24 protein-coding genes, 1 tRNA gene and 2 pseudogenes are annotated in these 26,403 nt (G+C 72.0%); 13 read left to right on the top strand and 14 right to left on the bottom strand.

Features of this window, described 5'->3' with window-relative positions; genetic code table 11:
- The 3 genes from ACWJ6R_RS07935 to ACWJ6R_RS07925 form a co-directional block, all read left to right on the top strand.
- The coding region (locus tag ACWJ6R_RS07935) for a L,D-transpeptidase family protein (RefSeq protein WP_449061564.1) at window positions 1-716 on the top strand (716 nt) is incomplete at its 5' end.
- A gap of 442 nt (window positions 717-1,158) precedes the next feature.
- Window positions 1,159-1,491, top strand: a complete 333-nt coding sequence (locus ACWJ6R_RS07930; RefSeq protein ID WP_449061563.1) for an SAV_6107 family HEPN domain-containing protein — start codon at window positions 1,159-1,161, stop codon at window positions 1,489-1,491.
- A 206-nt stretch (window positions 1,492-1,697) separates the two neighbouring features.
- Complete coding sequence (locus tag ACWJ6R_RS07925; protein ID WP_449061562.1) at window positions 1,698-2,336, top strand: GNAT family N-acetyltransferase; 639 nt, start codon at window positions 1,698-1,700, stop codon at window positions 2,334-2,336.
- Here the strand turns inward: ACWJ6R_RS07925 and metF are convergent.
- Window positions 2,303-3,249, bottom strand: a pseudogene (gene metF / locus ACWJ6R_RS07920) (methylenetetrahydrofolate reductase [NAD(P)H]). The gene ACWJ6R_RS07925 and the pseudogene metF overlap by 34 nt on opposite strands.
- A 102-nt stretch (window positions 3,250-3,351) precedes the next feature.
- On the opposite strand from metF, the gene ACWJ6R_RS07915 reads away from it, so the two are divergent.
- Entirely contained in the window at window positions 3,352-4,419 is a 1,068-nt protein-coding gene (locus ACWJ6R_RS07915) for a polyprenyl synthetase family protein (RefSeq protein ID WP_449061561.1), read from the top strand.
- Between the two features lie 103 nt (window positions 4,420-4,522).
- Here ACWJ6R_RS07915 and thiE read toward each other — a convergent pair whose 3' ends face one another.
- From thiE to ACWJ6R_RS07900, 3 genes are read right to left on the bottom strand one after another with little or no spacing between them, the layout of a single operon-like run.
- A complete protein-coding gene (gene thiE / locus ACWJ6R_RS07910) occupies window positions 4,523-5,164 on the bottom strand; it encodes a thiamine phosphate synthase (protein WP_449061560.1) in 642 nt (213 codons plus the stop codon).
- Window positions 5,142-5,516 carry an Rv2175c family DNA-binding protein gene (locus ACWJ6R_RS07905; protein WP_449061559.1) on the bottom strand — a complete coding sequence of 125 codons (375 nt, stop codon included), beginning with the start codon at window positions 5,514-5,516 and terminating at the stop codon, window positions 5,142-5,144. The genes thiE and ACWJ6R_RS07905 overlap by 23 nt, the downstream gene beginning before the upstream one ends.
- 60 nt (window positions 5,517-5,576) lie before the next feature.
- Window positions 5,577-6,758 carry an NAD(P)/FAD-dependent oxidoreductase gene (locus ACWJ6R_RS07900; protein WP_449061558.1) on the bottom strand — a complete coding sequence of 394 codons (1,182 nt, stop codon included), beginning with the start codon at window positions 6,756-6,758 and terminating at the stop codon, window positions 5,577-5,579.
- 304 nt (window positions 6,759-7,062) lie between these two features.
- Between ACWJ6R_RS07900 and ACWJ6R_RS07895 the strand changes: the two genes are divergently transcribed.
- Window positions 7,063-7,701: an FAD-dependent oxidoreductase gene (locus ACWJ6R_RS07895; protein WP_449061557.1), complete on the top strand. Its 639-nt coding sequence runs from the start codon at window positions 7,063-7,065 to the stop codon at window positions 7,699-7,701.
- Window positions 7,702-7,901: 200 nt separating this feature from the next.
- Here the strand turns inward: ACWJ6R_RS07895 and ACWJ6R_RS07890 are convergent, their stop codons facing one another.
- Window positions 7,902-10,187 carry a hypothetical protein gene (locus tag ACWJ6R_RS07890; protein WP_449061556.1) on the bottom strand — a complete coding sequence of 762 codons (2,286 nt, stop codon included), beginning with the start codon at window positions 10,185-10,187 and terminating at the stop codon, window positions 7,902-7,904.
- 65 nt (window positions 10,188-10,252) lie between these two features.
- Here ACWJ6R_RS07890 and ACWJ6R_RS07885 point away from each other — a divergent pair, with 65 nt between their 5' ends.
- The 3 genes from ACWJ6R_RS07885 (at window position 10,253) to serS (ending at window position 13,937) form a co-directional block, all read left to right on the top strand.
- On the top strand, window positions 10,253-11,578 hold the full coding sequence (locus ACWJ6R_RS07885) for a glycosyltransferase 87 family protein (RefSeq protein ID WP_449061555.1): 1,326 nt from the start codon (window positions 10,253-10,255) through the stop codon (window positions 11,576-11,578).
- Window positions 11,579-11,587: 9 nt separating this feature from the next.
- The gene (gene pheA, locus ACWJ6R_RS07880) at window positions 11,588-12,508 is read left to right on the top strand and encodes a prephenate dehydratase (RefSeq protein ID WP_449061554.1); all 921 of its coding nucleotides are present in this window, start codon (window positions 11,588-11,590) and stop codon (window positions 12,506-12,508) included.
- Between the two features lie 166 nt (window positions 12,509-12,674).
- Window positions 12,675-13,937 (top strand): serine--tRNA ligase, encoded by a 1,263-nt coding sequence (gene serS, locus ACWJ6R_RS07875; protein WP_449061553.1) that lies wholly within the window; start codon window positions 12,675-12,677, stop codon window positions 13,935-13,937.
- Between the two features lie 73 nt (window positions 13,938-14,010).
- On the opposite strand, the gene ACWJ6R_RS07870 is transcribed toward serS, so the two are convergent.
- Complete coding sequence (locus tag ACWJ6R_RS07870) at window positions 14,011-15,354, bottom strand: hypothetical protein (protein WP_449061552.1); 1,344 nt, start codon at window positions 15,352-15,354, stop codon at window positions 14,011-14,013.
- Window positions 15,355-15,533: 179 nt separating this feature from the next.
- A complete protein-coding gene (locus ACWJ6R_RS07865; RefSeq protein ID WP_043619750.1) occupies window positions 15,534-15,737 on the bottom strand; it encodes a cold-shock protein in 204 nt (67 codons plus the stop codon).
- A 245-nt stretch (window positions 15,738-15,982) separates the two neighbouring features.
- Here ACWJ6R_RS07865 and ACWJ6R_RS07860 point away from each other — a divergent pair, with 245 nt between their 5' ends.
- Window positions 15,983-16,780 carry an HAD family hydrolase gene (locus ACWJ6R_RS07860; protein WP_449061551.1) on the top strand — a complete coding sequence of 266 codons (798 nt, stop codon included), beginning with the start codon at window positions 15,983-15,985 and terminating at the stop codon, window positions 16,778-16,780.
- A gap of 219 nt (window positions 16,781-16,999) precedes the next feature.
- Here ACWJ6R_RS07860 and ACWJ6R_RS07855 read toward each other — a convergent pair whose 3' ends face one another.
- On the bottom strand, window positions 17,000-17,512 hold the full coding sequence (locus tag ACWJ6R_RS07855) for a bacterial proteasome activator family protein (RefSeq protein WP_449061550.1): 513 nt from the start codon (window positions 17,510-17,512) through the stop codon (window positions 17,000-17,002).
- A 4-nt stretch (window positions 17,513-17,516) separates the two neighbouring features.
- Window positions 17,517-18,473, bottom strand: a complete 957-nt coding sequence (locus ACWJ6R_RS07850) for an NAD(P)H-quinone oxidoreductase (RefSeq protein ID WP_449061549.1) — start codon at window positions 18,471-18,473, stop codon at window positions 17,517-17,519.
- A 114-nt stretch (window positions 18,474-18,587) separates the two neighbouring features.
- Here ACWJ6R_RS07850 and ACWJ6R_RS07845 point away from each other — a divergent pair, with 114 nt between their 5' ends.
- The 4 genes from ACWJ6R_RS07845 (at window position 18,588) to ACWJ6R_RS07830 (ending at window position 22,645) form a co-directional block, all read left to right on the top strand.
- A complete protein-coding gene (locus ACWJ6R_RS07845) occupies window positions 18,588-21,035 on the top strand; it encodes a nucleotide-binding protein (protein ID WP_449061548.1) in 2,448 nt (815 codons plus the stop codon).
- Window positions 21,036-21,203: 168 nt separating this feature from the next.
- Window positions 21,204-21,292: transfer RNA gene (locus ACWJ6R_RS07840), tRNA-Ser, on the top strand.
- Between the two features lie 195 nt (window positions 21,293-21,487).
- The gene (locus tag ACWJ6R_RS07835; RefSeq protein WP_449061547.1) at window positions 21,488-21,964 is read left to right on the top strand and encodes a hypothetical protein; all 477 of its coding nucleotides are present in this window, start codon (window positions 21,488-21,490) and stop codon (window positions 21,962-21,964) included.
- A gap of 96 nt (window positions 21,965-22,060) precedes the next feature.
- Window positions 22,061-22,645, top strand: coding sequence for an SMI1/KNR4 family protein (locus tag ACWJ6R_RS07830; RefSeq protein ID WP_449061546.1), 585 nt, complete (start codon window positions 22,061-22,063; stop codon window positions 22,643-22,645).
- A 67-nt stretch (window positions 22,646-22,712) separates the two neighbouring features.
- Here ACWJ6R_RS07830 and ACWJ6R_RS07825 read toward each other — a convergent pair whose 3' ends face one another.
- From ACWJ6R_RS07825 to ACWJ6R_RS07805, 5 genes and pseudogenes are all read right to left on the bottom strand, one after another.
- The gene (locus ACWJ6R_RS07825; protein WP_449061545.1) at window positions 22,713-24,083 is read right to left on the bottom strand and encodes a tyrosine-type recombinase/integrase; all 1,371 of its coding nucleotides are present in this window, start codon (window positions 24,081-24,083) and stop codon (window positions 22,713-22,715) included.
- Window positions 24,080-24,274 (bottom strand): helix-turn-helix transcriptional regulator, encoded by a 195-nt coding sequence (locus ACWJ6R_RS07820; protein WP_449061544.1) that lies wholly within the window; start codon window positions 24,272-24,274, stop codon window positions 24,080-24,082. Before ACWJ6R_RS07820 ends, ACWJ6R_RS07825 begins: the two co-directional genes overlap by 4 nt.
- Window positions 24,271-25,923 (bottom strand): replication initiator, encoded by a 1,653-nt coding sequence (locus ACWJ6R_RS07815; RefSeq protein WP_449061565.1) that lies wholly within the window; start codon window positions 25,921-25,923, stop codon window positions 24,271-24,273. The genes ACWJ6R_RS07820 and ACWJ6R_RS07815 overlap by 4 nt, the downstream gene beginning before the upstream one ends.
- A gap of 80 nt (window positions 25,924-26,003) precedes the next feature.
- The gene (locus ACWJ6R_RS07810) at window positions 26,004-26,192 is read right to left on the bottom strand and encodes a hypothetical protein (RefSeq protein WP_449061543.1); all 189 of its coding nucleotides are present in this window, start codon (window positions 26,190-26,192) and stop codon (window positions 26,004-26,006) included.
- Window positions 26,192-26,403: pseudogene (locus ACWJ6R_RS07805) on the bottom strand (cell division protein FtsK); the annotation flags it as partial. The gene ACWJ6R_RS07810 and the pseudogene ACWJ6R_RS07805, both read right to left, overlap by 1 nt.

Below are 26,403 nucleotides of genomic sequence, written 5' to 3'. Positions count from 1 at the left end.
CGGCGGCGCCGGTCGCCGCGGCGGGAACCTCGGCGGCGGCACCCGCGGCGGCAGCCGAGCCTGCCCCCTTCACCGCTCCGGGCAAGACGCTCAAGGCCGGCGCCAGGGGGTCCGCGGTCAAGGTGTTGCAGACCCGGCTGAAGGAGCTCGGCTACCACCCGGGCCGGATCGACGGCCGGTACGGCGGGGCGACCCAGGCCGCGGTGTGGGCGTTCCAGAAGGTCAACGGCCTCAAGCCGGCCGGTACCGTCACCCGGCGCACCTGGGACGCCCTGGAGGCCCCGCGGGCCCCCAAGGTCCTGGTGCCCAAGGGCAGGGCGACCCGCGTGGAGATGAACCTCACCACCCAGGTGATGGTGCTCTACGTCGACGGGCGGGTGCAGCTGATCAGCCACACCTCCTCGGGCAGCGGGGTCCCTTACTGCGAGACGGCCACCTGGCAGGGCAAGACGCAGAAGTTCTGCGGTGACGCCCGCACGCCTACGGGCGACTACAGGACGACCTGGCGCCGGGACGGCTGGCACCGGTCCTACCTGGGCCAGCTGTACAACCCGATCTTCTTCAACGGCGGCATCGCCTTCCACGGCGCGCTCTCGGTTCCGCTGGCGCCGGCCTCGCACGGGTGCGTGCGCCTGCCGATGCACGTGGCCGAGGTCCTTCCCGACCTGCTCGGCACGGGGGTGCCGGTCCACGTCCGGGGCAGGTTCGGCCGGTAACCGCGGCCGGTCGCCGAGCGCGGGCCCCGGGAGATCTCGATCTCCCGGGGCCTTCCGTTTCACAGGGGGATCGAACTTTTGTTCGTCGACATACTTGACACCATCGATGATCGAATTTATGTTCGATGTAGTGACGTGGGACTCGCGGCTCACGTTGAGGGCGGCCGATCTGACTCCGCCTCCGCCAGAGGGGGCGGGGTCAGATCGGGGCGGACGGGGAGAGGGGAAGCTCCTCGTCCGGCCGCCCGGCGGAACTGTCGGTGGGGTCTGCGAACGTGGTACCACCGGCCCGACCGCCGGGAGCCGCTTGCGACCAAGGAGGCGGAACGCATGACCCCACGGTTCGACGGCCCCGCCGGGCCCCGGTTGTCGCCCACGGTGCGGGCGCGCCTGGCCGACGCGCGCGACTGCCTGGAGGAGGCGGCGGCGCCGCACCTCGGCCATGCGCTATGTCTCGGCGCACCTGGCGGCGCTCCGGGCCGCGGCGGCCGTCCTGGCCGCCCGCCCCAAGCCCATGGACGGCCGCCGGCGCAGGTTGCGCAGCGCCTGGGAACTGCTCCCCGAAGCCGAGCCCAGGCTGGCCGACTGGGCGCCCTATTTCGAGGTGAGCGCCACCAAGCGGGCCTCGGTCGAGGCCGGGATGACCCACGCGGTGTCGGCCCGCGACGCCGAGGAGCTGATCTCGGAGGCGGAGCGGTTCGTCGTGACGGTGGAGGAAATGCTCGGCGTGCCGATCCAGCCCGCTCTTCCGGGCCGCGTCCCCCTGGCGGGGTAGGCGCTCTTCCCCGGGTGTCCGGACGGCGGCGAGGGCCGTTCCGGGGTGGACCCGCCCGCCTGACGGCGGACCGTCCCGGGTCGGGAACCCGTCCGTCCCCGGCCCGGAGGCCGAGGTCACCCTGCGGACCTTCGGTAAAAGAACCCGAACGCCCCGTTAGCCGTTTTCCTCGAATCAGGCCAGATCGCCCCTGCTAGGGTGCGACGGTGATCGGACTGCGACGAGTCGGCCCCGACGAGTTCGTCTCTCGGCTGGATTCCGTTCTCGACATCTACATGGCGGCGATGACCCCTCCCGCCGATCAGCTGTCCGGTCGGAAGACCATAATGGGCAACCACGCCGCCCACCCCGGCTTCACCTGCCTGTTCGCCGAGCTCGCCGACGGGACCCCGGTCGGCCTCGCCTACGGTTTCCACGGCGTCCCGGGCCAGTGGTGGCACGACGTGGTCCACCAGGCCGTCGCCGAGCGGCGCGGCGAGACCGGCGCGCGCGACTGGCTGGGCGACGCCCTGGAGCTCGCCGAGGTCCACGTCCACCCCGACCACCAGGGCAGAGGCGTCGGCAGGGCCCTGGTCCTGAACGTGTGCGAGGGGCGGCCGGAACGCACGGTCGTGCTGTCCACCCGCGACCGGCCCACCGCCGCCCGGCATCTCTACCGGGACATCGGCTTCGTGGACCTGCTCACCGCGTTCGTCTTCCCCGGCGGGTACGAACGCTATGCGATCGCCGGGGCCGTGCTCCCGCTGGTTCCCGGCCGGATGCCACAGGGCCCCGCTGAGGGCACCGCGCCGGCCGGGGACGTACGGCGGGCTCACCCGCTGAGCGAGGCGGTCTCCGGCACGTGATCGGCGGCCGCGTGGTCGAGGGCGCGGAAGACCTCGCGGGTGGCGCTGGAGCTGTTGAAGGTGATGAAGTGGATGCCGGGCGCGCCTCGTCGAGCAGGGTCTGGCAGAGCTCGGCGGCGTGCTCGATGCCGAGGGCGCGCACGGCGGCGGGATCGTCGGCGACGGCCTCGAACCGCGCGGCCACCTCAGGCGGGAACGGGGCGCCGGACAGCTGCTCGGAACGGGCGATCGTGCTCATCCGGGTGACGGGCATGATGCCGGGGATGATCGGGGTGTCGCAGCCCTTGGCCGCCACCCGGTCGCGCAGCCGCAGGTAGTCCTCCGCCCGGAAGAACATCTGGGTGATGGCGTAGTCGGCGCCGGCCCGGCACTTGCGCACGAAGTACTCGGTGTCGGAGTCGATGGAGGGCGACCTGGGGTGCTTGTAGGGGAAGGCCGCTACGCCCACGCAGAAGTCGCCGGACTGGCGGATCAGCCGGACCAGGTCCTCGGCGTAGAGCACGCCCTCGGGGTGGCGCACCCACTCCCCCGTCGGGTCGCCGGGCGGGTCGCCCCGCACCGCGAGGATGTTGCGCACGCCCGCCCCGGCGAACCGGCCGATCAGATGGCGCAGCTCGCGGATCGAGTGGTCGACGGCGGTGAAGTGCGCCACCGGGGTCAGCGTGGTCTCGTGCGCGATCCGCTCCACGATCTCGACCGTGCGGTCCCGGGTCCCGCCGCCCGCGCCGTAGGTGACGGAGACGAACGTGGGACGCAGTGCTTCCAGCTCCCGGATCGCGCGCCAGAGCTGCCGCTCGCCCTCGTCGGTCTTCGGCGGGAAGAACTCGAAGGAGAACGACCGGCCACCTGCGGCGAGGAGCTCGCGGACGGTGGGCACGCGGTCGGGAAGGATTGAGGGGCGACCCAGAGCCATGCCCCCTAGCCTACTGGTCCGGCCGCGGGGCGGACCGCCGTCACCGCGTCGGCCCAGCCCCGCTTGATCCGCGTTCGGTACCCGGCCCGATAATCTCTGGGTATGCCCGCTTCCGCAGCCTCGCTGGACACCATCCGCTCCGAAGTGGATCGTTCGCTGAGAAGTTTCCTCGATCGGCAGCGTCCGCTGGTCAGCGCGCCCGAGATCGCCCCTCTCGTCGCCGCGGCCGAGGACTTCCTCGCCGGCGGGAAACGGCTTCGCCCGGCGTTCTGCCACTGGGGCTGGCGGGGTGCGGGCGGCGGGAACGATCCCGCGCTCTTCACCGCGGCCGCTTCCTTGGAGCTGCTCCAGGCCAGCGCGCTCGCCCACGACGACGTGATGGACGCCAGCGACCTGCGCCGGGGCATGCCGTCGGCGCACCGCCGGTTCCAGGCGATGCACGAGAAGGAGGGCTGGAGCGGCTCGGCCGAGCAGTTCGGCGAGAACGCCGCCATCCTGTTGGGGAACCTGCTGCTGGTGTGGTCCGGTGAGATGTGGCGGACCAGTGGCCTGCCTCCGGCCGCCCTGGCCGCGGCCCAGCCGGTCTACGACCACATGCGCACGGAGCTGATGTGCGGCCAGTACCTCGACCTGCTGGAGCAGGTCCGCGGCGCGAGCACCTTCGACAGCGCGCTGCGGGTCGCGCTGTTCAAGAGCGGCAAGTACTCGGTGGAGCAGCCCCTCCGGCTCGGCCTGGTGCTGGCCGCGCGCGGGCGTGAGCCGTGGATCGACCGCCTCTGCGAGGAGTACGGCCGCAACGTCGGCATCGCCTTCCAGCTGCGCGACGACATCCTCGGCGTGTTCGGCGACCCGGCGGAGACCGGCAAGCCCGCGGGCGACGACCTGCGCGAAGGCAAGCGGACGATGCTCATCGCCCGCGCGCTCGCCGCGGCCTCGCCCGCCCAGGCGGAGGAGGTCCGTCTCACGCTGGGCGACCCGGGACTGGAGGAGGGCGGGGTCGACCGGCTGCGCCGGGTGATCGAGGAGACCGGCGCCCTCGCCGCCTGCGAGAAGCTGATCGACGACTATCTCGCGCAGGCGCTGCACTCCCTGGACGACGCCCCGATCACGTCGGAGGCCCGAACGGCCCTGGCCGATCTGGCCGTGGCCGCGACCACCCGGCGGACCTGAACCGGCCGGTCCGGCGCGGCTCACCGGACCCGCCGGATCCGATCCCCGCCGAATCTCCGGCGCCCCCCGCGGGACCGGCCCCGCCGAGGCGAGGCCGGTCCCGTCAGCGCGGCGCCGCGAGCCTCCGCTGGAACTCCTCGGCGGCCGCCTTGGGGTCGTCCGCCTCGGTGATGGCCCGCACCACCACGACCCGGCGCACGCCGTACGACATGACCTCGTCCAGGTTGGCGAGGTCGATGCCGCCGATGCCGAACCACGGGCGGTCCGTTCCCAGCGACGCGGCGTGCGCGAGCAGGGGCGGTCCGGGCGCGTGGCGTCCGGGTTTGGTGGGCGTGGGCCAGATCGGACCGCAGCAGAAGTAGTCGACTCCGGGCTCGGCGGCCGCGGCGGAGACCTCCTCGGGGGCGTGAGTGGAACGCCCGATGAGGATGCCGTCGCCGAGGAGGTCGCGCGCGACGCGCACCGGCAGGTCGCCCTGGCCGAGGTGGAGCACGTCGGGACGGGCGGCGTAGGCGATGTCCGCCCGGTCGTTGACCGCCAGGAGCCTGCCGTGCCGGTCGCAGGCGTCGCGGAAGACCTCCAGGAGAGCGAGCTCCTCGCGCGCCTCCAGCCCCTTCTCGCGCAGCTGCACGATGTCGACGCCGCCGGAGAGGGCGGCGTCGAGGAACTCGGCGAGGTCTCCGCGGTCCCGGCGACCGTCGGTGCACAGGTAGAGGCGCGCGTCAGAAACCGAGGGTCTGGGCACGCCGCTTGACTTCGGTGTGGCGGCCGGCGCGGATCGCGTCGACCGGCGACCCCGGCAGGGTCTCGTCGGGGGTGAACAGCCAGCGGAGCGCCTCGACGTCGTCGTATCCCGCGTCGAGCAGCACGGTGAGCGTGCCCGGCAGGCCCTTGACGACGTCGTTCCCGGCGATGAACGCGGCGGGCACCTGGGGCTCACCACCTCCCCGCCGGACTCCGATGATCTTGTGGTCCTTGAGGAGCTGCTTGGCGCGACCGGCACTGAGGTCGAGCCTTCTGGCGACCTCGGTCAAGGTGAGCCACTCGCCCACCAGTTCGTCGGTTTCCCGGTCGATCTGCGCAACAGAAAGCGTCACGAACCCACCACTACCACATTGAGCCCTTCACCAAACACCTCACGGCATCTCACGGTGCGGTCACACCGCCGTACAGTCGCGCAACGCTACAGCAGGATCGGCCAGGCGATCGACGTCGAGGTGCTGGCCGCCCTCGATGAGGCGGCGCCCCTGCATCAGGTCGCGGGGCAGGTTCACGGCCAGGACCGCGGCGAGCCTGCCCTCGCCGGTCACCCAGCAGGCCGACCACCGGGCGCCGGCGGGGTCTCCGCGCATGACGAGGCGGGCGCCGGCGTGGTGCCCGGCGTACTGCACCATGTGGCCGAACTGCTCGGACCAGAAGTACGGGACCGGGTCGTAGACCGCGCCCTCGCCGGAGCCGCCGCCCAGCAGCGTGGCCGCGGCCACCTCGGGGGAGTTCAGCGCGGTGTCCCAGTGCTCCACCCGCAGGCGGCGGCCGTACCTGCGCGACCACCAGGCCGCGCAGTCGCCCACCGCGACCACGCCGGGCAGCGCGGTGCGCAGGTGCTCGTCGGTGACGACCCCGTCGTCCAGCTCGACCCCGGAGCCGGCCAGCCAGTCCACCGCGGGCCGCACCCCGATGCCGGTGACGACGACGTCGGCCTCGATCGTGGAGCCGTCGACGAGGGTGAGCCCGCCGGGGTCGACGGAGGCCACCATCGCGCCCGTCCTCAGGTCGATGCCCGCCCGTTCGTACCAGAGGGCGGTGTGGGCTCCGACCGGGCCGAGCGCGGCGGCCAGCGGGCACCCGGCGGCCTCCACCACCGTCACCTCGCAGCCGGCCCTGCGCGCGGCCGTGGCGACCTCCGCGCCGATCCAGCCCGCGCCGACGACGGCGACCCTGCGCCCCTGGCGGAGCAGGGCGCGCAGTCCGAGCGCGTCGTCGATGGTGCGCAGCACGTGCTGCGGGCCCTCGCCGCGCAGCCGGATCGGGCTCGCGCCGGTGGCGATGACCAGCGCGTCGTAGGCCAGCTCGCCCTCGGTCGTCTCCAGCACGCCCGCCCGCAGCCCCTTGGCCGCCACGCCGGGACGGTGGTCCACCGCCAGCGCGCCCAGATCGGAGTCGACGACGGTGGAGTCGATCTCACCGAGCAGCACCGCCTTGGACAGCGGCGGGCGGTCGTAGGGCCGGTGCGGCTCCTCCCCGATCAGCGTGATCGCACCATCGAACCCGTGCGCCCTCAGCGCCTCGACACTCCGCACCCCGGCGAGACCGGCGCCCACCACCACGACATGATTCACACTTCATGACCCTAAGCGGCGGGGCCGACCTCGGCCATCAAGTCCTCGGTAACGAAAACGGTATTTACCTCACATCCCCGTCGATAAGTGTGTTCCGCGAGCCCTTAAGGTGGGGGACGTAAGACGCGCGGGAGCCCGGCACGCACCGGGCTGAGAGGAGGGCGACGGACCTGCCGGACCGGTGGGCCCGCGGTGCGCGGTACGCGCTCCGCCGGGTGCACGGGCTCCGCGGCACGGCCGTCGGCGGGCCCTCGACCGCCAGGAACCTGATCCGGATCATGCCGGCGAAGGGAGCGGAGCATCCATGCCGCACGAGACCGCAGTGCCTGCGTCCGGCGCCTACGACCTCGTCGTCGTCGGCGGCGGCGTCGCCGGCCTTTCCACCGCCTGGCGCGCGGCCCGCCGGGGGCTGCGCGTGGCGGTGGCCGACCCCGCCCCCGCCTCCGGCGCCTCGCACGCCGCGGCGGGCATGCTGGCGCCGGTCAGCGAGGTCACCTACACCGAGGAGCCGCTGCTCCGGCTGGGCCTGGCCTCGCTGGCCCGCTGGCCCGCCTTCGCGGCCGAACTCGCCGCCGACAGCGGTCTGGGAGCGGACGCCCTCGACTACCGCACCGACGGCACGCTGGAGGTCGCCTTCGACTCCGACGACCTGGCGGTCCTGGACGAGCTGGCGGCGTTCATGGGCGTGCTGGGGCTGCCGGTCGAGCGGCTGACGGGCCGGGAGTGCCGCCGGCTGGAGCCGATGCTCGCCCCCGCCGTCCGCGCGGCCTGCTGGCCCGCGGGGACGCCTGGGTGGACCCCCGCCGGATCACCGCGGCGCTGCTGGCCGCGGCGCCCGCCTGGCCGGCCCTGGAGGGGTTCGTGGTGGCCAGGACGACGATCCTCTCGCTCGGCTACCTCCCGGCCCGGGAGGCGCTCCGCCCCGACGACCTGCTCTGGCTGAAGACCGTCGTCAGGCAGCAGGCGGTGCCGTGGTGCCTGCTGGCTCTGACGGCCGCTCTGGCGTGGTGGGCGGTGAGAGCCGGAGCGCGCGCACGCAGGCGGCCAGCGTGAGCGGCACCGCGACAGTGAGGGCCATGGCCGGGATCGCGATGCCGGAGTCGTTCATCAGGAACCCGATGAGCGCGCACGTCAGCGCGCCGATCAGCCCGGCCCGCAGCGCCGGGGCCAGGGCGTAGGCCCGCCCCAGCGCGGGGCGCCCCAGCGGGACGGGCGGTCCAGCACCAGGAAGAGGAAGGCCAGCGCGACCAGCGTGAGCAGGGTCAGCGACCAGTTGCCGACCGTGACCCCGACCATCGCGGTGAACTTGCGGGAGACCACCGTCCAGGCCTCGCCGTCCAGCACCTGCTGGACGAACGCGCCGAGGTGGGTGCGCTGCCCGGCGGGGCGGAGCCGGTCGACGACGGCGATCGCGGTGATCAGGCCGATCCCGGCCAGGCCGACCAGGCCGAGCCGGACCGCCGAGACCCGGCGGCCCGAGAGCAGGATCAGGAAGACGGCCAGCCCGGTCAGGAACGCCGGGACCCCGCCGAAGTCGGCCCCCCAGCCCGGCCAGCCGTCCGCGAAGACCGCCAGTCCGCCGTACAGCGCGCAGACCGCCAGGGCGAGCCCGCGGCGTCCCCGGGAGATCAGCCACTGGGCGATTCCGGCCAGGGCCAGGATCGTCCCGGCGGAGTAGACGGCGAAGGCGATGTTGCCGAACCCGTAGAAGCGCCCGCCGGCGACCGGTTCGTACCCGGTGACGGCGTTGACCTGGAGCGTCGAGCCGGTCATCACATCGGCCAGCAGGGTGAGCGAGGTGATCCCGGCGACCACGGCGGGCGGGCCGAGTACGTGCGACCGCCAGGGCCCGGCGAACGCGAGCGCGGCGACGGCGCAGGCGATGCCGAGGATGGTCAGCACGACCCCGGCCATCGGGACCGGGAACGCCCACCAGGGCACCAGCTGGGCGAGGAACGTGGCGACCGCGATCGACCCGCTGACCGCCGCGACGGCCTGGACCGCGGTCAGCGCCCGCGCGCCGCCCCAGCCCCGGCGGAGCGCGGCGGCGGCCAGCAGGTAGAAGAGGATCTGCACGGCCACGAAACCGCCGAAGAACGGGCCGCGGACCCGGTTCACCACCCGGCTGGCCAGGTTCTCGCGGGCCAGGTCCGCCACGACGGCCGCGGTGGCGTCCCCCGGGGCGTCTCCGGGGGTGTCTCCGGGGGTGTCTCCTGGGGTGTCTCCGCCGCCTCCGGCGGCGCCGGCGCCCGGGGCGGGGTCCCCACCGGTCCAGGGGCGGCCGACGACCGTCTTCGGCGTCTCCAGTCCCAGCAGGGTGATCGCGGTGGCGGTCAGGTCGGTGGTGGTGACCAGGCCGTTCTGGCGGGTGGAGGCGGCGGTGAGATAACCGCGGGGGTACGGCGAGCCGTCCGGCGACGGGCCTGAGGCGATCGCCACGTGCAGGTGGGCCACGTCGGAGGCGTCGGACAGGCCGCCGAGCAGGAGCGTGGAGTCCGGCGGAAGAAGGTCGAGGACCGCGCCGACCTGCCGGTCGATCCCGGCCACGGCCACGCGCCTGACCTCGTCCGCCGGCGCGGCGGGCACGTCGTGACCGCCGTCGCCGCCCGTGCCTGCGCTCGTTCCCGGGCTTGCGCTCGTGCTCGTTCCCGGGCTTGCGCTCGTGCTCGTTCCCGGGCTTGCGCTCGTGCTCGTGTCCACGCTCGTGCCGTCACCGGTCCGGGCCTCGGCACCGCGCTTGAGCCAGGCGCGGGTGAGATCCCCGGCTTCGACGACGACCAGCCGGTACGGGGCCAGCTCGCCCAACTGCTCCACCGTGTCCGCGTATACGGCGACTTTCCCGGATTTGTCGGCGGCACCGAGAACGGCCCCCGGCCCGACCGCCGCCACCTTCCCTCCGGCATCGGTGACGAGCTGCCCGAGCTGCCCGAGCACCGGCTTGTAGGAGGTGTCCGCGTTGAAGGCGACCAGCTCCGCCCAGCCCGGCACGCTCGCGCCCTCGGCGGAGACCCGCGGGGCCGGAGGCGGGGAGCAGCCCGGGGCGGACGTGCCCGCCCGCTGCCCCGCCGAGGCCGTCAGCCAGCCCTCCACCGGGCAGATGAAGCCTCTCCCCCTGGGCGGGTTGGCCCGGGTGGACAGCGAGGCCGCCCCGCCGGAGCCGGTGAGCCGCCACAGGTTCGGCGTCCGCACCGGGTCCAGATCGCTCCAGAGCAGCCCCGGCGCCCCGACGACCACGACCCGGGCGGGCGGCCCCCCGCCGGTGACCCGGACGGAGGCGCCGGCCGTACCCGCTCCCGGCAGGACCGTGAGAACCGCGGCCAGAAGCAGGAGGGCCAGGAGCGACCTCCGGGAGTGGACGGTCCGGTGCGGCGTGCGGCGTCCACGTGCCGGGCCCGTCCGGTCTCCGCCTCGTTCGCGTGCTGGGCCCATCCGGTCTTCCCCTCGTTCCTTCTCCGTCCGCGGCCGGTTCCGGCGTCGCGGTAGCCTGCCTGGTCGTGAGGACCGACGAGGCGACCGAGACCAGGCGGCCGATCCGGGCGTGGCTGCCGGTACCGGCGCTCATCGCGCTGGCGGTGGCCCCGCTGGTGCTCCACTGGCTGGGCAACGTCGACGACCAGCGCCTGGTCGATCTGGACGTTTACCGTACCGGCGGGGAGATGGTGCTGGCCGGGCGGCCGGTCTACGACTTCGCCACGCCCGCGCCGCAGCTGCTCCCGTTCACCTACCCGCCGATCGCGGCGCTGCTGGCCACGCCGCTGGCGGCGATGTCGTGGCCGGCGGCGCAGTGGGTCTGGACGGCCGGGATCTTCGCCACGCTCATGATCACCGTCTGGTACGGCTTCCGTGCCGTGTGGGAGCGCCTGGACCGCGCCCGGCCCGTTCCCGGGGCCCGGTGGACGCCGCCGCGGTCGCTCTGGACGCCGCTGGCGTTCGCCTTCCTGACGGTCGCCTGCACCTACCTGATGCCGATCAGGGACCAGGTCCGGTTCGGCCAGGTGGACATCCTGCTGGTCGCGCTCTGCCTGGCCGACTGCGCGGCGCGGCGGCCGGCCTGGCCGCGCGGCATGCTCATCGGCCTGGCCACCGCGGTCAAGCTCACCCCCGGCGTCTTCCTGATCTACCTGCTGGTCACCGGGTTCGGCCCGGGGGCCCGTCCCGAGCAGCGCCGGGCCCTCTTCATGGCCGCCTTCACCGCCGGGCTGCTGACCCTGCTGCCGTTCGCGGTGATCCCGGCCGACGCCGCCGACTTCTGGTTCCGCGCACTGCTCGACCCCGAGCGGCTCGGCTCCAACGCGGCGACCACCAACCAGTCGATGCGCGGCATGCTCATCCGGCTCTACCTGCCCGACGCGGTGACGAGCCTGATCTGGCTGGCGCTCGTGGCCGTGGTCGGCTGGTACGGCTTCCGCCGGGCGCGCGCGGCGCTGCTGGACGGCGACGCGATGACCGCCGTCGCCCTGACCGGCCTGATGGCCGTGCTGCTCTCCCCGGTCGCCTGGATCCACCACCTGGCCTGGGTCGTCGTGGTGCTCGGCGCGATCGCCGACGACGGGCGGGACCCGGTCCGGGTCCGGGTGGCGGCCGGGGTCTGGCTCTACTACGTGGTGCCGATCCCCTGGTGGGGGGTGGCGCTGAAGGCGGCGGAGATCCCGGTGCTCAGCCCGGTGCCGGGCAAGCTGGTGCAGAACGCGTTCGGGATCGGCGCGCTGGTCCTGGTCTGGCTGCTCGGATCCTGGCTGCCCACGCGACGTGCGACTTTCCGTACTTTTCAGGCACCGGATGCGGAATTATCCACACGGTTCCGGACGCCCGCCGGATAGCCTGGGGGCATGCTGAAACTCGCCTACCTGGGACCCGAGGGTACCTTCGCCGAGGAGGCCCTGCGGATCCTGGCGCCGGAAGCCGAGCGCCTGCCGAGCGCCAACGTCAGCGCGGCGCTCGACGCCGCCCGGCGGGGCGAGGCCGACGGGGCCGTCGTCCCGCTGGAGAACTCCCTCGAGGGCGGCATCGCGACCACCCTGGACGAGCTCGCCTGGGGCGAGCCGCTGCTCATCACCGCCGAGCTGCTGCTGCCCGTCGAGTTCTCCCTGCTGGCCAGGCCGGGCAAGGAGATCGGCGACATCAAGCGGATCATCTCCCACCCGGCGGCCCTCACCCAGTGCCGCAGATACATCGCCCGCGAGCTGCCCGACGCCGTGGTCGTCTCCGCCTCGTCCACCGCTGGCGCGGCCCAGGAGGTCTCGCTGCCCGGCTCGCCGTACGACGCGGCGATCGCCGCGCGCATCGCCGGCGAGCACTACGGCCTGGTCGAGCTCGCCGGGCGGATCGGCGACCGCTCCGACACCGTGACGCGGTTCGTCCGGGTCTCCCGGCCCGCCCCGCCGCCCGAGCCCACCGGCTCCGACCGCACCTCGCTGGTGGCCTTCCTCTCCGACGACCACCCGGGCGCGCTGCTGGAGATGCTGACGGAGTTCTCCGTGCGCGGGGTCAACCTGACCCGGATCGAGTCGCGGCCCACCGGCGACGGCATCGGCCGCTACTTCTTCCACTTCGACTTCGAGGGCCACATCGCCGACGCCCGGGTCGGCGAGGCCGTCTCCGGCCTCCACCGGATCTGCGAAGGCGTGCGTTTCCTCGGCAGCTACCCGCGCGCCGACGGCCTCGCGCCGCAGATCAGGCGCGGTACGGCCGACGCCGACTTCGACGAGGCGTCGGGCTGGCTGTCCAGGATCAGGGGCGGGCAGGTCTAGGGCCTGTATCGAAGCCGGCCGGAGCCATTCGTCGATCGCGGCGACCAGCGGGCCCGCGTTCCCCGGCGTCCTCACCGGTTCCGGAAGATCCCTCCGGTTATGAAAGATCCGTAGGACACCCCTTATCCGTGTGCGGGCCGGAACCCCGCATCTGTAGCCTGGGGCTGTGATTGACCTGCGTACCCTTCGTGAGGATCCCGACCGGCTACGGGCGTCGCAGCGTGCCCGCGGCGAGGACGACTCGGTCGTCGACACGCTGCTCGACCTCGACGGACGCCGCCGCTCCGCGCTGGCCTCGTTCGAGTCGCTGCGCGCCGAGCAGAAGAACATGGGCAAGCTGGTGTCCAAGGCCTCCGGCGAGGAGAAGGCCGAGCTGCTGAGCCGCGCCAAGGACCTCGCCGCGCAGGTCAAGTCCCTGGAGGCCGAGGCCGAGAAGCTGGCCGGCGAGCTCGACGCGGTCCTGCAGACGGTGCCGAACATCGTCGACGAGGACGCCCCGCACGGCGGCGAGGACGACTACGTCGTGCTGGAGGAGATCGGCGAGCGGCGCGCGTTCGACTTCGAGCCCAGGGACCACCTGGAGCTGGGCGAGCTGCTCGGCGCCATCGACATGGAGCGCGGCGCCAAGGTCTCCGGCTCGCGGTTCTTCTTCCTCAAGGGCGTCGGCGCCCGCCTCCAGCTGGGGCTGCTCAACATGGCCATGCAGCAGGCGGTCGAGGCCGGGTTCGTCCCGATGATCACGCCCGTCCTGGTGAAGCCCGAGGCGATGCAGGGCACCGGCTTCCACGTGGCCCACGACAAGGAGATCTACCGCCTGCCCGACGACGACCTCTACCTGGTCGGCACGTCGGAGGTGCCGCTCGCGGCCTACCACGCCGACGAGATCCTCGACGCGGGCGAGCTGCCACTGCGCTACGCCGGCTGGTCGTCGTGCTTCCGCCGGGAGGCCGGCTCGTACGGCAAGGACACCCGGGGCATCATCCGCGTGCACCAGTTCGACAAGGTGGAGATGTTCTCCTACTGCCGCCCGGAGGAGGCGCGCGAGGAGCACCTGCGCCTGCTCGCCTGGGAGAAGGAGATGCTCGCCAAGATCGAGGTGCCGTACCGCGTCATCGACACGGCCGCGGGCGACCTCGGCACCTCGGCCGCCCGCAAGTTCGACTGCGAGGCGTGGATCCCCACCCAGGGCCGCTACCGCGAGCTGACCTCGACCTCCAACTGCACCGACTTCCAGGCCCGCCGCCTGGGGGTGCGCTTCCGCGACTCCGGGGGCAAGCCGCAGCCCGTCGCGACCCTGAACGGCACCCTGGCCACCACCCGCTGGATCGTCGCCATCCTGGAGAACCACCAGCGGGCCGACGGCTCGGTCGTGATCCCCGAGGCCCTGCGCCCCTACGTCGGCCTCGACGTCCTGGAGCCGGCCAAGTAGGGCCCGCCGACGAGGCCTCCAAGTAGGCCCGCCGGCGAGGCCTCACCGGTGAGGATCCGGCTCCGCCGGGTCCTCACCTCCTTTCCGGGACCGGGTCCCCTCCCTCCTCCGGCGGGTTCCATCCTTCTCGGGCGGGACTCCTCCCGCCTTTCCAGCCGACCAGCACCGACGCCGCCGCACCGGCGATCACGGTGAGCCAGGAGATCAGCACGGCCGTCGAGTAGCGGTCGGGAGTGCCCGCGACCCAGCCGTTGAAGACGGCGCAGATCACCAGGGCGGTGAGGGTGGGCACGGCGATCAGGCAGGTCCAGGTCCAGGCCGGCCGACCTGCAGGGAGCAACGCGATGACCGCGTTGACCAGGCTCGCCACGGCGCAGCCGAGCCCCGCCGCGACGAACAGCGGCGAGAAGAGACCGTCGTCGCTCACGCCCACGGCGGCGACGAAGAAGCCGACCGCCGCGAGAACGTAGGCGGTCGCCGCCCGGTCGTCCTCGTCCAGGCCGCCGCGCCGGGCCGTGGCGACTCCGGCCAGGAACGTGAACAGCCCCGCGAACAGCCCCATGACGTACTCCCTGGTCAGGCTCATGTTCGCCGCGTGCAGCGGGGCGGCCCCCTCCGCGGAGAAGCCCCCGGCGGAGAAGCCGAACCGCCGCCAGCCACCGTTCACGTCCCGCACGGCGATGCCGTCGCTGCCGTTCGCCGCGACCACCACGTGGCCGTCCGCGACCGGATGCACCACGATGGCCTGGGACCCCTTCCACGCCCCCGGCCCCAGGTGCTCCGTCGCGGTGCGTTCGAGCAGCTCTTCACGCCCCTCCGAGATCTCCCAGACCGTGGTCCAGGTCCTTCCGCCGTCACGGGACTCGTCCACGGCCAGACGGGGCGGGACGACGCGGTAGCAGTGCGCGGGGTCCCCCGGGACGCAGCTCAGGGTCACCCAGGACGGCCGGTCCGACGGCGTCGGAGTCGACTCGGGAGTGGGCGTGGGCGACGGGGGCCGGATCCAGGTACGGCCTCCGTCCCGGGAGACGACCGGGCCGTTGCCGTGACCGCTGAGGACGGTGATCACCTCGCCGTCGCTGAAGACCGCGTGGGCTGTCGGCGGCTCGGGTGTCTGGCCGGTGGCGGTCACGGCGATGAGGGCGACGGGGACGATGACGAGCGTGCGGGCCTGCCGTACGGCGTGCTCGGTACGGGAGCGCCGGTGGACGGCCCAGGCGGCGGCGAGGGCGGGCAGCGCGATGAGGTCGGTGGGGTCGGCCAGGACGAGGGAGGGGCCGGCGAGCAGGGTCCAGGCCTGAGAGGCGAGGTCGGCGCCGGTCTGCGTGGTCTTGACGAAGGTGAAGCCGAGACCGGTGGCGGCGAGGGCGGCCGGGGCGGGGACGCGGGCCAGGGCGAGGAGGGGCGGGGCGACCACTGGAAGTTCGGTGGGAGGAACCCCGGTGAACCCCGGGAAGCACGAAGGCGAGGCCCGCACAAGGCGGACCTCGCCCTCATCTCCTGCTCCGGGGAGCCCGCCACTGGAATGAGGCGGGGTCCGGAACGGGAGCTAGTGCTGTCTAGGTCTGAGTCTGTGGTTCAGACGGCCTTGCTGAATCAGATGGCGCGGACCTGGGAGGCCTGCGGGCCCTTCTGACCCTGCGTGATCTCGAACTCGACCCGCTGGCCGTCCTCGAGGCTCCGGTAGCCGTTGCCGACGATCTCGGAGAAGTGAACGAACACGTCCGGCGCACCGCCGTCCGGTGCGATGAAGCCGAAGCCCTTTTCAGCGTTGAACCACTTGACGGTTCCCTGAGCCATTAAAGCTCTCCCTCAGGATTTGAAACTTTGGGATTCACACCTCGTGAACCCCAGTGTGTCGTACAGCGGGGCCCCGGGTGGCTCAGACTTGCAAGTTCTGGTTATGCACTACGGGATCAGCTAATACAACGCCATCATATCTAACACCATCCCGCCTGTGTGTGTTCCCGCGATCAGGAAGATTCCTCCTTCGGGCGGTCCCGGGGCTGGCGCGCCGGGGCTCACCGTGCAGACTGGGATCTGTTATGGGAAGACCCCGGCTCGTCGCCACCGACCTCGACGGCACCGCCCTCCGCTCCGACGGCACCGTCTCAGCCCGCACCGCCGCCGCGTTCGCCCGGGTGGAGGAGGCGGGTGCCACCCTGGTCTTCGTGACCGGCCGCCCGCCACGCTGGATGCACACCGTGGCGGGAGCCGTACGACACCGTGGCCTGGCCATATGTGCGAACGGTGCCCTGGTCTACGACCTTCACACCGAGAAAATCGTAAAATCCCGCCTAATCCAGCCAGATGTGCTGGAAGAGGTCGTCGGGCGGCTCCGGGAAAAGGTGCCTGACCTGTCGTTCTCCGTGGAATACGAGGGCGGGTTCGCCCACGAGTCGGACTTCCGTCTCGGCGGCTGGGACCGGAAGGCGGTCGGCGGGCTGTCCGTCGCCGCGGACACCCTCACCTCGCGGCCGTGCGCCAAACTCCTGGCCCTGCACCCCGGGATGGACCCCGACCTGCTCCACGAGGCGGTCTGCGGTCTGGTCGGCGACAGGGTCACGCCCACCCACTCCAGCGGCCGGGCCCTGATCGAGATGAGCGCGCACGGGGTGACGAAGGCCTCGGCGCTCGCCGAACTGGCGGAGACACAGGGCGTCGGGGCCGCCGAGGTGGTCGCCTTCGGGGACATGCCCAACGACCTGCCGATGCTGCGGTGGGCCGGGACCTCCTACGCCGTCGCCAACGCCCACCCCGCGGTGCTGGCCTCGGTCGACCATGTGGCGTCCGCCAATGACGAGGACGGGGTCGCGCGCATCCTGGAGGACCTCTTCCCTTAGCCCGGTGATCCGGCGGTCCGGTGGCCCGGTGGCGTGGTCGCCTCGTGATCCGGTGGCCCTGCGGTGCCGTACCTCCGCGGTGCCGTGCCTCTGTGACGCTGCGATCCCGCGGCGCCGTATCCCCTCGACGATGTGGCCCCGTACGGCACGCGGCCCCCTCCCGGGACGCCGGGAGAGGGCCGAAGGGTCTGCGGGGGTCGGATCAGATCGGAGCCGGGGTCACAGGTAGGGGCCGGAGCTGGCCTGGTGCGGGCCCTCCTGGTGGAGCCCGGCGCCGCCGGGCAGCGCCCGGCGCATGTTCTCCAACTGGGCGCGGGCGGCCATCTGCTGCGCGAACAGCGTGGTCTGGATCCCGTGGAACAGACCTTCCAGCCAGCCGACCAGCTGCGCGTGGGCGACCCGGAGCTCCGCGTCGCTCGGCGGGGCGCCGTTCTCCTCGGTGAACGGGAGCGACAGCCGTTCGAGCTCCTCGACCAACTCGGGGGCCAGACCGTCCTCGAGCTCCTTGATGGAACTCTGGTGAATGTCCTTGAGCCGCTTGCGGCTCGCCTCGTCCAGAGGAGCCGCGCGGACCTCCTCGAGGAGCTGGCGGATCATGCTGCCGATGCGCATCACCTTGGCGGGCTGTTCGACCAGATCGGCGATCGACCGCTCGTCGCCGCCGTCCTCCTTGGGCTGGACACCCTGGGAACCCACGACGACCACGTGCGGAGTGCTCTCCTCAGCGTTCATACTCTCAACCTACTAGCAGGATTTTCCCGACGTGCTCTCCGGACTCCAGGAGCCGGTGCGCCTGGGCGGCGTCGCTCATCGGCACCCGCGCGTGCACCACCGGGCGGATCGCGCCGGCGTCGAGCAGGGGCCAGACGTTGTCCACGACGCCGCGCACGATGACGCCCTTCTCGTCGACGGGCCGGGCCCGCAGCGTGGTGCCGTGCACCGAGGCCCGCTTGGTGAGCAGCGCCCCCAGGTCGAGCTCGCCCCTGGTCCCGCCCTGCATCCCGATCACCACGAGCCGGCCGCCGGTCTTGAGGGCCTTGACGTTGCGCGCGAGGTACTTGCCGCCGATGATGTCGAGGATCACGTCGGCCCGGACCTTCTCCGCGAAGTCCTCCTCGCGGTAGTCGATCCCCTCGTCCGCGCCGAGCTCCAGGCAGCGGGCGATCTTCTCCGCCGATCCCGCGGTGACGACGACGTGCGAGCCGAACGCCTTCGCCAGCTGTACGGCGAGCGTGCCGATCCCGCTGGCGCCGCCGTGGACGAGGAGCGTCTCGCCCTTGCGCAGGCGCGCGGTCATGAAGACGTTGGACCAGACCGTGCACGCCACCTCGGGCAGCCCGGCCGCCTCGACCAGGTCCACCCGGTCCGGGACGCGCATGACCTGCTGCCACGGGACGGCCACCCGTTCGGCGTATCCGCCGCCGGTCAGCAGCGCGCACACCCGGTCACCCGGCTTGAACCCCTCGACGTCCGAGCCGACCTCGGCGACGATTCCGGAGCACTCCAGTCCGGGATACGGCGAGGCGCCGGGCGGAGGAGAGTAGAGTCCCTGCCGTTGCAGGACGTCAGCGCGGTTGACCGCGGAGGCGGCCACGTCGATGATGACATCGCCCCGTTCCGGTCGGGGGTCCGGAACCTGCCGCCAGGCGAGGACTTCCGGCCCACCAGGTTTGTCGATCACGATGGCGTGCATGTAACTCACGCTACCGGGAGAGCCAACTCGGTGGTTGCCTGCATCGGAGAGAACACGGGGCGTTAATCTTCAATGTGTTTGCTGCCCCTTTAGCCCATCCCGAGGGGGAACACGGTGGCAAGACACGATCGTGAGGAATCTCTCGAGGAACAGCTCGCCTGGCTCGATGCGATCAAGGAGCAGGAGGAGGCGCCGCCCGTGGTGGTGACCGCACAGGTCACGGCCACGATGGACGACGCCGTCATTTCGCCGTACCCGCAGGACCCGTGGAGCCTGGTGCCCGCGGAGACCGGGGCGGTCTCGTCGCCGCTCTTCCGCACCGCCGCCGATCCGGACCACGCTGCCTCGGCCGCCGACACGGTCTCGAAGGCCGGGGACGCCTCCGCGGACCGGTCGGCCGAGGAGGCGGACGCCGCGGAGTGGACCGAGGCGGCCGAGGCGGTGAGCTCCTTCACGCTTCCCCCCGCGCCCTCCCCCGAGGACAACGACGGCTTCCTGGCCCCGCTGAAGCCGCTGCCCCGCCCGGAGTCCGATTCGGTCCCGCTCTCCGGCCCCGGTTCCGGGGACACGTATGCGCTGGGCGCCTTCGGCGATCCGGAGAAGGAGTCGTCCCGGGGGCTCTTCGAGGAGCCCCGGCGTCCCGACGACCCCGCCGAGTCCTCCTCGGCGGGATCCGCGGAGTCGTCCGAGAGCGGGAACTTCGGGTTCGGCGGTGGTGAGTCGGACACGGGCCGTTTCGGGTTCGGCGGCGGTGAGCCGTCCGAGACCGGCCGTTTCGGGTTCAGCGGCGGTGAGCCGTCCGAGGCGGGGCGTTTCGGGTTCAGCAGTGGTGAGTCGGAGACGGGTCGTTTCGGGTTCAGCGGAGACAAGGAGTCCGACACCGGGCACTTCGGTTCCAGCGGAGACAACGAACCCGACCGGCCCGCCTTCGACGGCGGCGAGTCCGAGACCCGGCACTTCGGCCCCGGCGGGGGTCCCGACTCCGGCCGGTTCACCTTCGGTGGCGCCGACGCGGAAGGCGACCGGTTCACCCGGGGGGACACCGATCCCGGCCATTTCGGCTCGCAGACCGAAGAGCCGCTCACACCCATGAAGCCGTTCAGGCTTGATTCCTCCGGGTCCTTCCCCGCCCCCGAGGCTTCCGGTTCCTTCCAGGCCTCGGATTCGTCCGGTTCCCTGCAGGCTCCCGGCTCCTTCGGCGCCGACCGTTCCGATCCCGCGGCCGCGGAGACCCCGGAGCGCCCTTTCGGCTCCGGTGGGTTCGCCTCCGACCTCTCCGACGCCTCCGCGGCCTTCGGCAGGGCAGGGGAGAAGGGCCTCGAGCCCGACGACACCGCATTCGTCTCAGGCCGCGGGGCACCCTTCACCTCCGACCAGGACAGGGCCTCCGACAGGGACCGGGCCTCCGCGTCCACTCAGGACACCCCGTTCAGGGCCTCGGAGGACACGGCGTTCATACCGGACAGGGACCGGGAGACGGCGGCCTTCACCTCCTCCGATCGGGGATTCGCTCCTGACCGGGAGGCGGTTGATCCGGTGCGCGAGCCGTACCAGGCGCGCCGCCGCCAGCCGAGTCCGCCGCCCGCGTTCAGCTCTCCGGCCCGGCAGCAGGCCGCGGGCGGTCTCCGGCCGTCGGCCGACAGCCTGGACCCGGAGTCCCTGCTCCGGGGGCGCCGCAACGGGCCCTCGGGAGGATGGCGGAAGCTGATCTTCAAGGCGTCGGCGGGATTGATCAAGCCGGGTGAGTCCCCGGAGGTCCGCCGCCGCCGTGAACTGATCACCCGCGCCCGGACCCCTGTCGCCACCGGCCACCACCGCGTCGCTGTACTCAGCCTGAAGGGCGGCGTCGGCAAGACCACGACCACGGTCGGCCTCGGCGCCACCCTCGCCCAGGCCCGCGGCGACCGGGTGATCGCGGTCGACGCCAATCCGGACCGCGGCACCCTGTCGGACAAGCTGGAGCTGGAGACGGCGGCCACCGTCCGCGACCTGTTGAACGAGCGCGGCCAGATCAAGCGCTACGTCGACATCCGGGCCTTCACCTCGCAGGCCCCGTCGCGTCTGGAGATCCTCGCCTCCGACCGTGACCCGTCGGTGTCGGAGGCCTTCAGCGCGTCCGACTACCAGTCGGTGGCGCAGGTCCTGGAGAACTTCTACTCGATCTGCATCACGGACTGCGGCACCGGGCTGCTCCACTCGGCGATGTCCGGCGTCCTCGGCCTGGCCGACCAGCTCGTCCTGGTCAGCTCCCCGTCCGTGGACGGCGCCAGGGCGGCCTCGGCCACCCTGGACTGGCTGGAGGCCCACCACTACGAGGATCTCGTCCGCTCCGCCACGGTGGTGCTGTGCAGCGTCCGGCCCCGGTCGAAGTCCACCGTCGACCTCGACCGCCTGGAAGCCCACTTCGCCGCCCGCTGCCGCGCGGTCATCCGGGTGCCCTACGACCCCCATCTCGAAGAGGGCGCCGAGATCGACCTCGAAAGGCTCCAGCCCGCCACCCGTGACGCCTACCTCTGCCTGGCGGCCTCGGTGGGCGACGGCTTCGCCGCCCCGCAGTCCTGAGGCCCGCCGGTCGTGAGATCCGCTCCGGCGGCGTCTCACCCGATGGTGTCTCGTCCGTAGGCGTCTCGTCCGCCGGTGTCTCGTACGGTGATCCGGACGAGACGCCAGCGGGGCGGGGCCGTGAGAGACTAAGGTGCAATTCGGCGCGTCCGTCGGACGGGCCGGCAAGGAGAGCTCGCCTAGTGGACGATGGCGGCGGTCTTGAAAACCGCTAGGGCCGGTGACGGTCCTCGTGGGTTCGAATCCCACGCTCTCCGCTGACCTTGCGAAACGGCGTCTGACCAGGGATTTCCCTTGGGTCGGGCGCCGTTGATCGCTTCCGGGGTGTGCAGCCGTGTGCCGCCGTGAGCGGCTCTCGGCCGGTGTTCGCGGAATATACGCGGAATGATGTTGGCCACGTTTCCCCAGGTCGTGCATGAGAAGTCCGCTCCGGAAGTGGCGGGAGGACAGCGGTGGAGCATGTGGACTGGGCACGGATACCCGGCCCGCGTTGGTACCTCCCGGAGGCGGCCCGAGCGGCTTCGGAGGCACTGACCCGATCCGCGGACGATCAGCAGGCAGTCCGAGCGCTGGCCGACCTCCGGTATGCGGTCACGAACGACCATGCCGGCACTCTCTACCCGGCCGCTGTTCCCGCGACGGGTGTGCTTCTGCGGGTGATCGACGAGAGACCGGGGCCGCCCCGGCAGGAGGCGCTGAACGCGCTGCTGGACTGGTGGGGATGGTCCCCCGAGCAGGGTTTCGAGACCTATGAGGATCCGTCGATCGGATCCGTCGGCCTGACGGAGGGGATCATGGGCCGTGTCCGGGACGCCGTGGACATGCTCCGTCGTGTCGCAGAGGATCCGTCCAGAGGCGGTGGGCATCGTCCGGATGCGAAACTGCTGCTGGCCAGGCTCGATGAGGGCTGGAGCGAGACATCCGGTTGATACAGGGGAAACAGGGCCGGAACCGAAGCGGGTCAGGTGGTACGGCTTCGCCTTGCGTCGGCTTAACTGTCGGATATGACCGTTAGGGTCCCCGCCATGGTGACCTCCGATACCCCCCGCTACCCCTGGGACGACCTTCTCCGGACCGTGAACGACCGGGCCCAGAAGTACTTCGCCGAGTACAGGGCCATTCCACCCGAACGGCGAGGGGGTCCGGACGACGGATTCGGCCGTGCTGCCTGGCTCGGCGCGCCGGGTGCCGGTGAGGCCGAGATCGCGCGCCACGAGGAACGCCTCGGCATGCGCCTGCCACCGAGCTACAGGGAGTTCCTCCAGGTCGCCAACGGCTGGGACGAGTACAGCCATTCATCTCTTCGCCTCATGCCCCTGGCCGAAGTCGGCTGGACCCGTGATGTGGACCCGGAGCTTGCCGGGATCTGGGATCACGGAAAAAGTGCTCTGGGCCCGCAAGACCTGAGCCGTATCGGAGAGGAGTCCGTGTCCGACAGCCTCTGCATATCCGAATGCATCGAGGGACAGGTGTACCTGCTCAATCCCTACGTCGTCGGGGAAGACGGAGAGTGGGAGGCATGGGACTTCGCATCCTGGCATCCGGGCGAGGTCCGCTACAGATCGTTCTGGGACCTTATGCAGCACGAGTTCAATAGTTACTTATCGTGACTTCGGTGCACCTTGATGAGACAGAAGAGGCTCCGGTGTCCCCGAAGCCCCTTCGTCGAATGGTGAATCATGCGGCCAATGCGTCCTCGATCCGCCGGTTGGCGATCTCCGTGCCGCCGTCGATGCACTTGGCGTAGACCTTGAGCAGCACGTCCACTCCATGTCCCGCCCGCTCCGCCACGTCGGGGGCCGCCACCCCGGCGTTGAGCCAGAGCGAGACGGCCGCGTGCCGCAGGTCGTACGGCCGGGCGGCCAGCGGGGAGACCTGCTGCTCAGGTGTGAGGGCGAAGGCCCGCGCCGCCTTCCACGCCTCGCAGTAGGTCGCGATGGAGATCACGCCCCCGCGTGAGGTCCGGAACAACCGCCCGTCCTCGTGGACGCCGAACTCGGCGAGGTGCTCTCGCAGGATGGCGACCAGCTCCGGCGGGATCGGTACCGGGCGACCCTCCTCATCGGCCCGGTGCTTCAGGCCGCGATCGTCGTGGGCCGCTCCGCTGTCGGTCCACTTCTTGTTGGTCTGCGGCTTGGACTTGGCGAGGATCAGCCGGCCCCAGCCGGTCGCCGGAAGGTGGCAATCCTCCTTGCGGAGGCCGAGCGCTTCGGCCGGCCGGAGACCGCCGAAGTACAGGCAGGCGAAGAACCCGCGCAGGTGCCGACCCCGGTCGAGTCGGCCGACGTAGGTCACCGCCGTGAGCAGCTCCCGCGCCTGGACCGGGTTGACCACCACCCGCCGGTCCACGACCTCCCGGACCTTCGGCGGCTTCCACGCCTTCACCTTGTCGATGGGGTTGGCGGGCAACTCCTCCAGGTCCACGGCGAACTGAAGGGCGTTGTAGAAGACCGACCGCTTCCGGGCGATCGTGGTGGCGGCTGCGGCCCTGCCGTCGAGGCGGAGCGTCAGCGCGTCCAGGCCGAGCCGTACGTTCCGGACCTTGGCCAGGTCCGAGACGCGGAGGGAGTGCCGTTCGAGCCAGGCCAGAGCCGTACGGATCTCCTCCGGACGAGGGAGCTCCCGCGCGGCCGGAGGAAGGACGAACCGCCGGAGGGCCTCCCGCAGGACCAGGGCGTCAGGCTTGCCCGGCGCCTCCTCGTCGACCAGGGCAGGGGTGACGGTCGCCAGGGCGTCGGTGAGGCTGTCGCGCGTCTTGGCCGCCGCGTGCGGCCACTTCATGTCCACGTACGCCATGGCGAAGCTGAACCACGTCACGGCGCTTTTCACCGCCAGGAGGGAGAGCGGGAGCCCGGTCTCCAGGTCGAACGCCTCACCTCGCTTGGCCGCCTGTCGCAGGTCCGACAGGAAGTTCTCAGCGAGGGCCTTCGTCCTCATGGTCTTGGACTTCTCCCGGCCGCCGACCTTCCAGCGAACCACGTAGGACGGGGTCTTGCTGGAGGCGTTCCGCCGGGTCTCCCAGAACTTCACGTCGTAGGAGGTGCTCACGCCGCCTCCCGGAGGGAGTCGAGCCAGGCGGTGAACTCGCTGCGCCAGACGCGGATCTCGCCGTTCGGGAGCTTGATCCCCTGCGGTGCGTGGCCGATCTCCCGCCAGCGGTAGAAGGTGCGGCGGGAGACGCCCCCGAGTTCGGCGAGGATCTCCGGAACGGTCATGAGCTGGTCGTGGTTCTTGCTCACGCCGCCTCCCGTATCCCGATCGCCGAAAGCTCGTCGACGGGTCTTCCGTCCGCTCTGGCCTGGAGCTCGAGTAACCGCGCTCGCGTGCGTTGCCGGTCGGCGATGCTCCGCAGCAGCCGTTTGGCCAGCGGGGTGCGGGCCGGGTCGTTGGTGGAGACCTGGTGCCAGACGTAGCGGTGCGGATCGGTCTCGGCGGGATCGTCGGCAAGGCCGAGCGCGTCGAGGACCCAGGCCCGGCGGTCGGCCTTGTGCTCGCGCAGGGTCTTGTTCGACCACTTGCGAGAGACCAGGACCCGGCGTCCGGCGTAGCCGAGGTGTTCGGGCTTGTGGGCCTTGCCCCGGCACCGGCCCGGGGTCATGCCCGCCTTGGCGTTCTTGGGCTGCACGCCGTAGCGGAGCCAGTTCGCGCACGTCGGCGAGCAGGGTTCATAGCGCAGCGCCTCCACCATCCGGGCGGCGTGGTCGCGCCGTGCCTGGTGGCCGGGCTCGTCCGGGTCGAGGGTCTCCCCGAGGCTCTTGGTCAGGTACTTGGACAGGTAGCGGATGCACTGGTCGGCGTCCGGGGTCCCGGCGAGCACGCCTTGGACGTCGACCTGAGGACCGAAGCGGAGGACGTGGAGAGGTTCGGCGTCCTCGTCGGCGTCGAGCCGGTCGAGCGCCTCGTGCCAGGTGGGCAGGACTTCCCCGGTGGCCGGGTCGAGGTAGTCGCCGCTCTGCCCGTCCGGGTAGGCGGTGCCGTCGAGGGGATCGGCCCGCGGAGTCCACACGGGCAGGTGCTCGCCTGCGAAGCGGACCTCGTCGACGGCCGGCCACCACACCTGGTGGTAGGTCGCGGCGGCGATGGCCTTGATCTCCGCGCGGGGCAGGGTGCCCCGGATCGCCATGTGCAGGTGCGGCGCGAGCCGCTTCTGAGGTTCGACGGTGGCGAAGTACTGCACGTCGTATCCGGCGACGCGGCGGAGGTTCTGCACGAACCGGTCCACCAGTTTGGAGAAGTGCAAGGCGTCGCGGGCGGCCCGTGCGTAGTCGTAGGTGCTCGGGTCGACCGGCACGCCCTGGCCGGCCAGGATGCGGCCGTAGGAGGGCAGGGTCAGGGTGACGAACATCGACGGCCGGACGACCTTCCCCTCCGAGCCGGTGAAGGTCCGCCCGAGGGTCGTGTTCGTCTTGGTCCGCCGGGGCAGGTCCGGGGCGTCCTGCCGTCGCCGGGTCGAGCGGGAGCGCTTGGGAGCCGCCCGGCCGCCCAGGGCGCCGCCCCGCATCCCGGCAGCGTTGATCTCGGCGTCGATCTCCCGGATCGCCTCGTCCCAGTCGGCGACCTCGTCGGCGTTCCCGTCGCGTTCGGCCGCGTCGCGCTTGGCCTGCACGTCGGCGCGGAACTCGATCAGCCACCGCTGGTCCTCGGCGGAGGGGTTCGGCTCGGTGACGGGTTCGTGGTCGAGGTGCCAGCCCTCCCGGCACTGCGCCTTGCGGAGCTGCTTGTTGCGCCGGGCGCACGGCGGGCACTTGGCCTCCTGCGTGGTCCCGCACGGCAGGTCGAGCAGCTCCACCCTGCCCGTGCGGGTGTCCGTCCGCTTGATCTCGATGGGCCGGATGCAGACCCCGTTGAGCTTGGCGACCTCCACCGCGACGTCCAGGGCCAGGGGCATGGTGTCGCGGACGGCTCGGGGAAGCCGGGAGCCGGAGGCGTCCGCCGGGACGGCGGGTGAGGGGAGCGCAACGGTCTCGGTCACACGGCCTCCCGCTGGTCGAGCAGGTCGGCGACGAGCCGGTGGGCGGGGCCGTACGGGTCGCGGAGGAGCCGGGCGCCGACCATCCGGAAGGGGAGCGGGAGGGGGTGACCGCCGCAGGCGATGACGAGCGTGCGGTCCCGGAGCGCGTCGATCTCGGCGCGGGTGCCCTCGATGGTGATCCTCATCAGGCCGCCTCCCCCACCCCGGCGAACAGGGCCGCCATCCGGCGGATGTCGTCGTCGGAGACGTACACGGCGCGGACCCGGATCGGATCGGGTGAGGACTCCAACCGGACGTAGGCGATGCCCGCTCCCTGCTGCGGATCGGAGGAGATCAGGTCGGCCAGCGCGCCCCGGTCGCGGGCACCGTCGCCGAGGACCATGTCCACCTGTTCGG

Source organism: Planomonospora algeriensis (genome assembly GCF_977012225.1).
This window is presented reverse-complemented; position numbering and strand designations above follow the sequence as displayed.

Bases quoted from the DNA above. Each gene is read 5' to 3' on its own strand.
- ACWJ6R_RS07930 (WP_449061563.1), top strand. From the start codon at position 1,159: ATGCGCTATGTCTCGGCGCACCTGGCGGCGCTCCGGGCCGCGGCGGCC.
- ACWJ6R_RS07915 (WP_449061561.1), top strand. From the start codon at position 3,352: ATGCCCGCTTCCGCAGCCTCGCTGGACACCATCCGCTCCGAAGTGGAT.
- ACWJ6R_RS07895 (WP_449061557.1), top strand. From the start codon at position 7,063: ATGCCGCACGAGACCGCAGTGCCTGCGTCCGGCGCCTACGACCTCGTC.
- ACWJ6R_RS07890 (WP_449061556.1), bottom strand. From the start codon at position 10,187: ATGGGCCCAGCACGCGAACGAGGCGGAGACCGGACGGGCCCGGCACGT.
- pheA (WP_449061554.1), top strand. From the start codon at position 11,588: ATGCTGAAACTCGCCTACCTGGGACCCGAGGGTACCTTCGCCGAGGAG.
- ACWJ6R_RS07865 (WP_043619750.1), bottom strand. From the start codon at position 15,737: ATGGCTCAGGGAACCGTCAAGTGGTTCAACGCTGAAAAGGGCTTCGGC.
- ACWJ6R_RS07860 (WP_449061551.1), top strand. From the start codon at position 15,983: ATGGGAAGACCCCGGCTCGTCGCCACCGACCTCGACGGCACCGCCCTC.
- ACWJ6R_RS07855 (WP_449061550.1), bottom strand. From the start codon at position 17,512: ATGAACGCTGAGGAGAGCACTCCGCACGTGGTCGTCGTGGGTTCCCAG.
- ACWJ6R_RS07850 (WP_449061549.1), bottom strand. From the start codon at position 18,473: ATGCACGCCATCGTGATCGACAAACCTGGTGGGCCGGAAGTCCTCGCC.
- ACWJ6R_RS07830 (WP_449061546.1), top strand. From the start codon at position 22,061: ATGGTGACCTCCGATACCCCCCGCTACCCCTGGGACGACCTTCTCCGG.
- ACWJ6R_RS07815 (WP_449061565.1), bottom strand. From the start codon at position 25,923: ATGCCCCTGGCCCTGGACGTCGCGGTGGAGGTCGCCAAGCTCAACGGG.
- ACWJ6R_RS07810 (WP_449061543.1), bottom strand. From the start codon at position 26,192: ATGAGGATCACCATCGAGGGCACCCGCGCCGAGATCGACGCGCTCCGG.